This window comes from Synechococcus sp. CCY 0621 (assembly GCF_019038465.1).
Taxonomy (GTDB): domain Bacteria; phylum Cyanobacteriota; class Cyanobacteriia; order PCC-6307; family Cyanobiaceae; genus Cyanobium.
This window is the reverse complement of record NZ_JAFKRH010000014.1, coordinates 267,233-276,193: the sequence shown is the minus strand read 5'-3', so window position 1 is coordinate 276,193 and position 8,961 is coordinate 267,233. Positions and strand designations below refer to the sequence as shown.

Annotated in this window: 5 protein-coding genes; 3 read left to right on the top strand and 2 right to left on the bottom strand. The window is 65.5% G+C overall.

What is annotated here, in order from left to right:
- Window positions 1–784: 784 nt before the first annotated feature.
- Complete coding sequence (locus KUG43_RS05150) at window positions 785–3,355, top strand: zinc-dependent metalloprotease family protein (protein WP_216906765.1); 2,571 nt, start codon at window positions 785–787, stop codon at window positions 3,353–3,355.
- Window positions 3,356–3,374: 19 nt separating this feature from the next.
- Here the strand turns inward: KUG43_RS05150 and KUG43_RS05145 are convergent, their stop codons facing one another.
- The gene (locus KUG43_RS05145) at window positions 3,375–3,563 is read right to left on the bottom strand and encodes a hypothetical protein (protein WP_216906763.1); all 189 of its coding nucleotides are present in this window, start codon (window positions 3,561–3,563) and stop codon (window positions 3,375–3,377) included.
- Window positions 3,564–3,675: 112 nt separating this feature from the next.
- Entirely contained in the window at window positions 3,676–5,139 is a 1,464-nt protein-coding gene (locus tag KUG43_RS05140; protein WP_216906761.1) for a protein adenylyltransferase SelO, read from the bottom strand.
- Between the two features lie 618 nt (window positions 5,140–5,757).
- Here KUG43_RS05140 and KUG43_RS05135 point away from each other — a divergent pair.
- Complete coding sequence (locus KUG43_RS05135; RefSeq protein ID WP_216906759.1) at window positions 5,758–6,828, top strand: glycosyltransferase family 4 protein; 1,071 nt, start codon at window positions 5,758–5,760, stop codon at window positions 6,826–6,828.
- Complete coding sequence (locus tag KUG43_RS05130) at window positions 6,821–8,938, top strand: amylo-alpha-1,6-glucosidase (RefSeq protein WP_216906757.1); 2,118 nt, start codon at window positions 6,821–6,823, stop codon at window positions 8,936–8,938. The genes KUG43_RS05135 and KUG43_RS05130 overlap by 8 nt, the downstream gene beginning before the upstream one ends.
- The last annotated feature ends 23 nt before the right edge of the window (window positions 8,939–8,961 follow it).

Below are 8,961 nucleotides of genomic sequence, written 5' to 3'. Positions count from 1 at the left end.
CAGCGCCTGCTCCAGGCCAGCGAGCACCACATCGGCCGTGATCTTGATCCTGTAGCGGCAGGCCTGGGTTTCGCTGCAGGCGAAGGTGCCGTGCTCCAAGCCCCATCAGGCCGGTTGAGACTTAACGCTCCACCACCTGATCACTCGGCTTGCCCTAAGCCAACGGAGACAAGCCGCCGTTTGGCACCTATCGCATCCGCGCAAGATCCGCAAGGCTTGCGGGCATTGCGTTTTACGGCATGGTGCTTCCCTCCCAACAGGGCCTCAATCTTCCCAGGGCGAAGCCTTAGGGCCCATCTGCAGGACTCAAGCGGCTGCTTCGAGCAGGGGGCTTCATACAGCTTCATGAATAGAGCCGCACATTCGCCTACCAAAGTCTCATCCAACATTCACCGGTAGACAACAGCTTCTCCCGGCAAGTTGTCGCGAAATCAAAGGCGCAGATGATCGGATTGATCGATGATCTCCTCGGGCGTGACTGGGCTCCCCAGCCCCTGAACTAAACCCGAGGAAAGACCAACTCGCAAGTGTTCTAGATCCCGTGACTTTGATGTCCTTCTGGATACTTGGGCTGGCAAGGGTGAAAGCTTCTCGCGGGGTCCGCTGAGCCTCAATTTTCCATCGCAAAGTGGTCTTGACTGCCCCATCCAATCTGACGAACTCCCTGGTCGGTGCCTATCTCTTTCCCGATTGGTCTGGTCAAGCAAGGCGCTCGTCCGATTCTTTCGTTCCGAGTCGCGGCAACACGCCATCCCAGGGGAGCGGCAACCTGCTCGCCCTCCCGATGTGGGGGCTTGCGACGACGACGGCCCTCCCTTCCCCAGGTGGATCGACCAGCGGAGGCGCCATCGCCGACAGCGTGCTGGCTCCGAAGGCTCAAGGCCCCCTTTTCCAATCCAGCGCCCGCATCGAATCCTCCACGAGCGTCGCCCTGAGCAGCCATCAGGTGCTGGGCGATTCCTTCGCCAACGTTGCTGCCACGGCAACCGCCTCAGGGGATAGCTGCTGCCTCTGCAAGGACTGCAGCCAGCTCGCCATCGACACCGACCCGGCCAGCTCGGGCGGCACCGCTCAGGCCCCCATCGTCCTCGGCGGACTGGTCACCCTGGCCGGCTCGGTGGATCTGAGCCAGACCTTCCAGCTCCACAGCAATCCCCTGGCCACCAAGACGATCTTCCTCGACTTCGATGGTTTCAGCATCAGCTCCACACCCTGGGAAAACGGTGGCGCCCTCAGCCTCGGCTCCTTCTACTCCTCCTTCGACTCCGCCGCCCTGACAGAGATCCAGCGCATCTGGCAGCAGGTGGCGGAAGATTTCGCCCCCTTCAACATCAACGTCACCACCCAGGACCCGGGCAGCGCCAACCTCAGCAAGTCCGGCAGCGGCGACGACCGCTGGGGCATCCGCGTTGCCTTCACCAGCAACCTCAACCTGCTCACCGGCAGGGCCATCACCAATGCCGGTGGCGGCGGTACCGCCTACTACAACAGCTTCAACTGGAGCACTGATGACGTCGCCCTGGTCTTCAACCGGGGCAGTTACACCGCCGCCGCCACCGCCTCCCACGAGGTGGGCCACAGCCTCGGCCTCACCCATGACGGCTCCAGCGGCACCGAGTACTACGCCGGCCATGGCGGCACCGGGCCCACCAGCTGGGGCACCCTCATGGGCGCTCCCTGGCTGGGCGACGACGAAAATCTCACCCAGTGGAGCAAAGGCGACTACGCCGGCGCCAACAACACCCAGGACGACCTGGCCGTCATCACCGGCAGCAACGGTTTCTCCTACGCCGCCGACGACCACGGCAGCAGCTTCGCCACCGCCACGGCCCTCACCGGCATCAGCTTCAGCAGCTTCGGGGTCATCGAACGGAACACCGACATCGACCTGTTCCGCTTCGACACAGGCGCCGGTCTGGTGAGCTTCGACATCGTCAACGCCGCCAGGGCCTACATCGGCAGCGGCGGCAGCACCATCACCCAGTACCTCGCCGCCCTGGGCCCCAATCTCGACATCGCCGCCAGCCTCTATCGGGCCAACGGCTCCCTCCTGCAGACCTTCAACCCCGCCGATCTCACCACCGCCAGCTTCTCCATCAATCTTGAGGCTGGCACTTACTTCCTCGGCATCGACGGCGTCGGCTCCGGAAACCCCCTCGCCATCACCCCCTCCGGCTCCACCGACTACGGCAGCCTCGGGCAGTACATGCTCTCCGGCAGCGTCCAGCAGGTCACCACAACCACGACCACGACAACAACGACCACCACCACCACCACGGTGACGCCCCCAGCCGCGGCGCTGGTGGTGCAACCCACCGGCACCCTGTCGACCAGCGAAAGCGGCGCCACCGCCAGCTTCCAGGTGAGCCTCTCGCGTGCCCCACTGCAGGACGTGATCGTCAACCTGGCCAGCACCAACACGGCCGAGGGCCTGCCCCTCACCACACGCCTGGTGTTCAGCGCCAGCAACTGGTCGACGCCGCAGACCGTCACCATCCGGGGTGTGGATGACGGGGTGGTGGACGGCACCGTGAACTACGGGATCACCCTGACCACCAGCAGCACCGATCCCGCCTTCAACCAGCTGCAGACCACCCCCGTGGCGGCGCAGAACCTGGACAATGACGTGGCCGCCAGCCCGACGCTGTACACCGCCAGCAGGGGCGCACTAACGGCCCAGGCCTACATCACCGCCCCCGTCGTCAGTGGATCCCTCACCGACATCCATGGCAGCGACGATCAACGGCTGGCGATCACCGAAGGCAGCATCTCCCTGAAGAGAGGCCAGGTCGCCAGCGACCTCAATGCCTATCAGTGGACGTTCGACAATCTGATCAATGCCAGATCCCTGGTTTTCGAAGGCTCTCGAACCGCCAATACGGTTAACGACAACTTCAGCATCCAGTTCTCCACCAATAACGGCAGTCAGTGGACCACGGCCTTCACCGTGTCGAACACCACCGAGAGCCGCTTCTCCTATGCCTTCGCCAGCCCGCTGAACGGCACGGTGCTGGTGCGGGCGATCGATACGAACAGCACCAGCAAGGCACAGTTCCGCAACACCCTCTACGTGGATCAGCTGGCCTTCAGCACCACGCCCAGTGCTGCGGGATCACGGGCCAAGGCCTTGGAGGTGGATCCCATCATCGGAGCGGGGCCTGCACTCGCCACCAACGACGACCCCTCTCCGACCAGCTCGATGGACCTCCACGAGGGAAGCGGAATGGATGTCCTACCCAGCCTGGAGACGTCGCCACTGGCGGGGTGGATGCCAGGCAGCGTCAGTGAGACACCGTCGCCCCTGGCCACCGACCCGCTGGGGATCTGGCACCCCGCACCGTCGCCATTGGTCTGACGTGTCGCTGGCCTGGAGCTCAGGACTCAGCCAGCCCCGGAAACACCATCAGGTCGATATGGCCTCCGGCAGGCTGGCGCCATTCGCGGAACTCCGCCGCCAGGGCCCGGTGCTCGTGGTCGAGCGATTGCGACTCCAGATCCAGCAGGCGCTGATGCACCAGATCGAGCGTGTTGTCGATGAGCTGGGCAGCCTGTTCGGAGGTCATGGCATCGCTGCGATGGGGAAAGCCTGGGCTTCGCGGTGTTGTAGAAGACGCCGCCCCGGTGGGCTGTAGCCCCTGACACGGGCCGTCTCCCCCGTCGGCGGACCCGCACCGATCACACCGTCTGGGCCAGCCACTGCTGCAGCGGTGTCCAGTCGTCCCGTTCATCGATGGCGGCCCAGATCCGCTCGATCACCGGCCGGATCGGCGTTTCCGGCGGGTTCCAGCGCTGCAGGCAAGTGCTGATGGCGGCCTCAGCGGTGCTGGCGGGGTCAGGGCGCGCGGCATGACTCCAGCGCCACCAGGCGTCCCGCCAGTCCAGCCATTCGGCCCGTGGCGGCGCCGGGGCCTCGGCCACGAAAGGCGCCAGGTCGTCGGCCGTGGCCGGCAACCCGCCCACCCGGACGCGCTCCGCCAGGGCGGCGAAGAAACGGCCATAGGCCACGGGCCAGCCGGCCAGCAGCCGCACCGTGGGGGGCACCGGATCGGGGAGGTCGGCCAGGGTCTCGGCGGGCACCAACCCGGCGTCGAAACCGAGGCGACGGCGCATCTGGCGGCGGTAGTGGGCGTCGTAGACAGGGTCGAACGCCTCCAGCGCCGCCTCCAGCGGCCGCCGGGGCAGCAGCATCGCCAGGGGCTCCTGCAGCAGCCGCAGGTTGTGCTCGCAGACGAGCGGCTGGCGGCCGTAGGCGTAGAGGCCGTCGCGGTCGAAATAAGCGGCGGTGAAGCCCGGATCCCAGGCCTCGAGGAAGGCGAAGGGGCCGTAGTCGAAGCTCTCGCCGGCCAGCGACATGTTGTCGGTGTTGAGCACCCCGTGGGTGAAGCCCGCCGCCATCCATTCGGCCGCCAGCCGCGCCACCCGCTGCACCAGCTCGCCGTAGAAGGCCAGCAGCAGCTGGTCGCCACTGCTGTGGATGGCCTGCAAATGGGAATAGTGGGTGGCCACCACATGGCGCAGCAGCCGCTCCAGCTGGGCCGGCTGGCGCCGAAACTGCAACCGCTCGCAGGTGCCGAAGCGCAGGTGGGTGCGGGCCAGCCGCACCATCACCGCACTACGGGTGGGGGAGGGCTCGTCACCGCGCCAGAGATCTTCGCCGGTTTCGATCAACGTCAGGGTGCGGCTGGTGCTGACGCCAAGGCGATGCAGGGCCTCACTGGCGATCACCTCCCGCACGCCTCCCTTGAGGGTGAGGCGGCCATCACCGCCCCGGCTCCAGGGGGTGGTGCCTGAGCCTTTGCTGCCCAGGTCCTGCAGCTGGCCGTGGCGATCCCGCAGCTGGCCGTAGAGGAAGCCGCGGCCGTCTCCCAGCAGGGGGTTGTAGGTGCCGAACTGATAGCCGTGGTAACGGAGCGCCAGCAAAGGCGCGCGGCCCTCGAACCGCCCGTAGGCCTCCTCCAGATCGGCGTCGCGGATGGCGGCCGGATCCAGGCCCAGCTGGTGGAGCAGGGGGTCGTTGCGGAACCGCAGGCGCGTGAGCGGAAACGCCGCCGCCTCCACCACATCCCAGTACTCGGGCCCGAGGGCCTCGATGGCAGCCTCGAAGGGCAGGCCCAGCAGGGGGTTGGGGGTGACAGCCATCAAAAGAGACCCTAGGGAGCAGGAGGTCCCCGGAGCCGGTGCGGTGGCGAGGGGTGGGACGGCCATCCCGATGGCAGGCCAACAAGTCGTGTGGGCGAGTGACGCAGGGCACCCACAGTCCCTCAACCAGAACTCCGAACCCCGTCAAGTGCCGATGGAACACCAATCCAGTCGGCCAACGTGGCGACATCATCAGCAGAGAACACCACTGGATCAGTGGAATTCAGCAGCAGGATTTGCTTGGCCGCAAGCGGTGAAGTCTGGCCTCAATGGATGGATTCAATGGACCAATTCGGTGCAGTTTTGCGCTCTCCAGATTCCTCCAGTTCGGCGTGCTTGCCCGAAGGATCTGAGGCTTGCTGGGATGTCCCAACACCATAGACATGGAGATCTCCACCACCATGACATTGGCAGGGTCATCAACCCGAAACAGAATCATCGCCCCAGTGTCACACCTTGGGGTCGCCGTTGTACGGCTTGGAAGCTTGATTGCCTACTCCACCAGCACACCTGACGCAATCCCGCCGTCCTGCAGCAAATCTGCTGTGCAGGCTTTCAGCCTTGGATTTCTGGATAGGGTTGTAACGAGAGAAGAATCTGAAGCAGGAAGGTGAAGAGATGAGAATCGCGCAGATTTCCACCCTTCACGAGAGGGTTCCGCCCGTCGGCTATGGAGGAACAGAACGGGTCGTTCACTATCTCACGGAAGAATTGGTGCGCCGTGGCCATGAAGTGGTGTTGTTTGCCAGTGGCGACTCCCTGACCAGCGCCAAGCTCTGCGCCTGTGTCCCCCAGGCTCTGCGTCTCAGCGGGCAGGTGTCTGACGCCAGCGTGCACAATGCGATCCAGCTCGACCGCGTCGTTGAGCAGCTCGACAACTTCGACATCCTCCATTTTCATAACGGCCACTCCCATTTTCCCCTTTCCAACCTGCTGGGCATTCCCCATCTGAATACCCTGCACGGCCCCCTGCATGCGCCCGAGCAGAAGCTGCTGTACACCCACTTCCATCAGGTGCCTCTGGTCTCGATCTCCGAAACCCAGCGCCAGCCCGTGCCCGGGGCCAACTGGCTCGGCAACGTCTACCACGGGCTGCCCAACGACCTCTATCGCTACCAAGCCACACCCAGGCCCTACCTGGCCTTCATCGGCCGCATCTCACCGGAAAAGCGGCTGGATCGTGCCATCGCGATCGCCACGGCCGTGGGCCTGCCGTTGAAAGTGGCCGCCAAGATCGATCCGGTGGATACCCCCTACTTCCATGATCACATCGAGCCGTTGCTGAAAAACAACCCGCTGGTGGAATTCGTTGGCGAAGTGGATGACGCCGGCAAGCAGGATCTGCTCGGCCATGCGCTTGCCCTGCTGTTTCCGATCGACTGGCCCGAACCGTTCGGCCTTGTGATGATCGAGGCCAACGCCTGCGGCACCCCGGTGATCGCCTGGCGCAACGGCTCGACCCCGGAGGTCATCCGTCAGGGGGTCAACGGCTACCTGGTGGACTCGATCGAGGAGGCCATCGCTGCAGTCGGCCGGCTGGAGCAGCTGGATCGATCGCGGATCCGCAGCCACTTTGAGGTCTGCTTCTCGGTCACGCGCCAAGCCGAGGACTACGAGCACCTCTACCGGCACCTGATCCAGGCCCGTCGCTGCCAGAGCCCCGCCCACCGGACTCCGGTGTATGCCTGATCCGCTGCCTCCCTTCGTTCTCAAGAACGAGGAAACCTTCGCGATCCTGGATTCCCGTGGCGAGATCTGCCCGGACCTCCAGCACGAGGCCGGCATCTTCCACCGCGGCACGCGCCACGTCAGCCGGCTGCAGCTGTTGCTGTGGGGACGACCACCCCTGGTGCTGAGCTCCACCGAGCTCGGCGCGGTGGGGGTGCTGGTGAGCCATCTCAGCAACAACGATGGCGGTGCCGAGGGCTCGGCGGCCATGACGATCCACCTGGAGCGCAACACGGTCCTGACCGCCACCGCCTGTCTGCAGCAGTTCTGCTTCACCAGCTATGGGGACCAGCCCGTTGTGATGCCGCTGACCCTGCGCCTTGATGCGGACTTCCGCGACATCTTTGAGGTGAGGGGCTATACCCGGTCGGAGCGGGGCCGCACGGTGCGCCGTGGCGTCGATGGCACCCTCGAGCTGATCTACCGGGGGCTGGACGGGGAGGATCGGGCGACAGTGCTGCGCCTGAGCGATCCCGTGGAGGACGTGAGCGAGGAGCACATCAGCCTGCAGCTGACCCTGGAACCCAGGCAGACCCGGCGGCTCTTCCTGGTCTTGGACTTCCACCCTGGTTCAGCGCCACTAGGCGCGGAGGATCACTACAACGCCGCCATGGCCGCCACGATCCAGCGCTTCCGCGAGGCCCGGCGCAGCGCCGCCTCGGTGATCAGCGACAACCCGGCCTTCAACAGCTGGCTGATGCGCTCCTTCTCCGACGTGCATCTGCTGGCCAGCCAGGTGGAGGATGGCCTCTACCCCTATGCCGGGGTGCCCTGGTTCAGCTGTCCCTTCGGCCGTGACGGGCTGATCACGGCGCGCCAGATGCTGATGGTGGAACCACGGCTGGCGCGGGGCGTGCTGGGCTACCTGGCCAGTCGCCAGGCGGTGATCAACGATCCCGCCCACGACGAAGAGCCCGGCAAGATCCTGCACGAATCACGGCTGGGGGAGATGGCGGCGCTCGGAGAAGTGCCGTTTTCGAGGTATTACGGCGCCGTCGACTCCACGCCCCTGTTTCTGATGCTGGCGGGCGACTATCTCTGCCGCAGTGACGATCAGGATTTTGTCGCCGGCCTGCTGCCAGAGCTGGAGGCGGCGATGGCCTGGATTCACAGGGCCGAAGCCGGCAGCTTCGATGGCTTTCTCCGCTACCTGCGGGTGGCCGAGAACGGCCTGCGCAATCAGGGATGGAAGGATTCCGACGACTCCATCCACCACGCCGATGGTCGATTGGCCGAAGGCTCCATCGCCCTCTGCGAAGTGCAGGCCTACGCCTACGGCGCCCGCCGCTCGCTCGCTTCGATTCTTCACCGCCTGGGACGGCCCACAGAGGCCGAGGGTCTGCTGGAGGAGGCCTCCGCCTTGCGCCACCGCTTCCACCAGGCCTTCTGGACGCCCTCGATCGATTCCTATGCCCTGGCCCTCGATGGCGAAGGCCAGCCCTGCCAGGTGCGGACGTCGAATGCCGGTCACTGCCTCTGGACCGGCATCGCCACCACTGAGGCGGCGGCGGCCATCGCCCGGCAGCTGATGGCACCCACCAGTTTCAACGGCTGGGGCGTGCGCACCCTGGACGAACGGGAGTGCCGCTACAACCCGATGAGCTACCACAACGGTTCCGTCTGGCCCCATGACAACGCCCTGATCGGCATGGGTCTGGCCCGGTATGGCCACCGCTCCGAGGCCCTGCAGATCCTCACAGGCCTGTTCGAGACCGCCAGTGCGGTGCCGATGTTCCAGTTGCCGGAACTGTTCTGCGGCTTCCCGCGCCGAGAGGAGGAGGGACCCACCTTCTACCCGGTGGCCTGCAGTCCCCAGGCCTGGGCCAGTGCCAGTGTGTTCGGTCTGCTGGAGGCGGTCACGGGGATGGCGATCGAGCGGGAGCACGGCAGCAGCCGGGTGCAGGTGCGCCTGCACAATCCCTGCCTGCCGAGGGGGCTGAATATGCTGGACATCAACGGGCTGCGGCTGGGAGACGAGGAGATCAACCTGCAGTTCCACCGCAGTGACCACGACGTGGGCGTGATGGTGCGCGGCCGCTCCCCCGGGGTGGATGTGCTGATCATGAAGTGAAACCCAGGCCAGGAACCGACGGC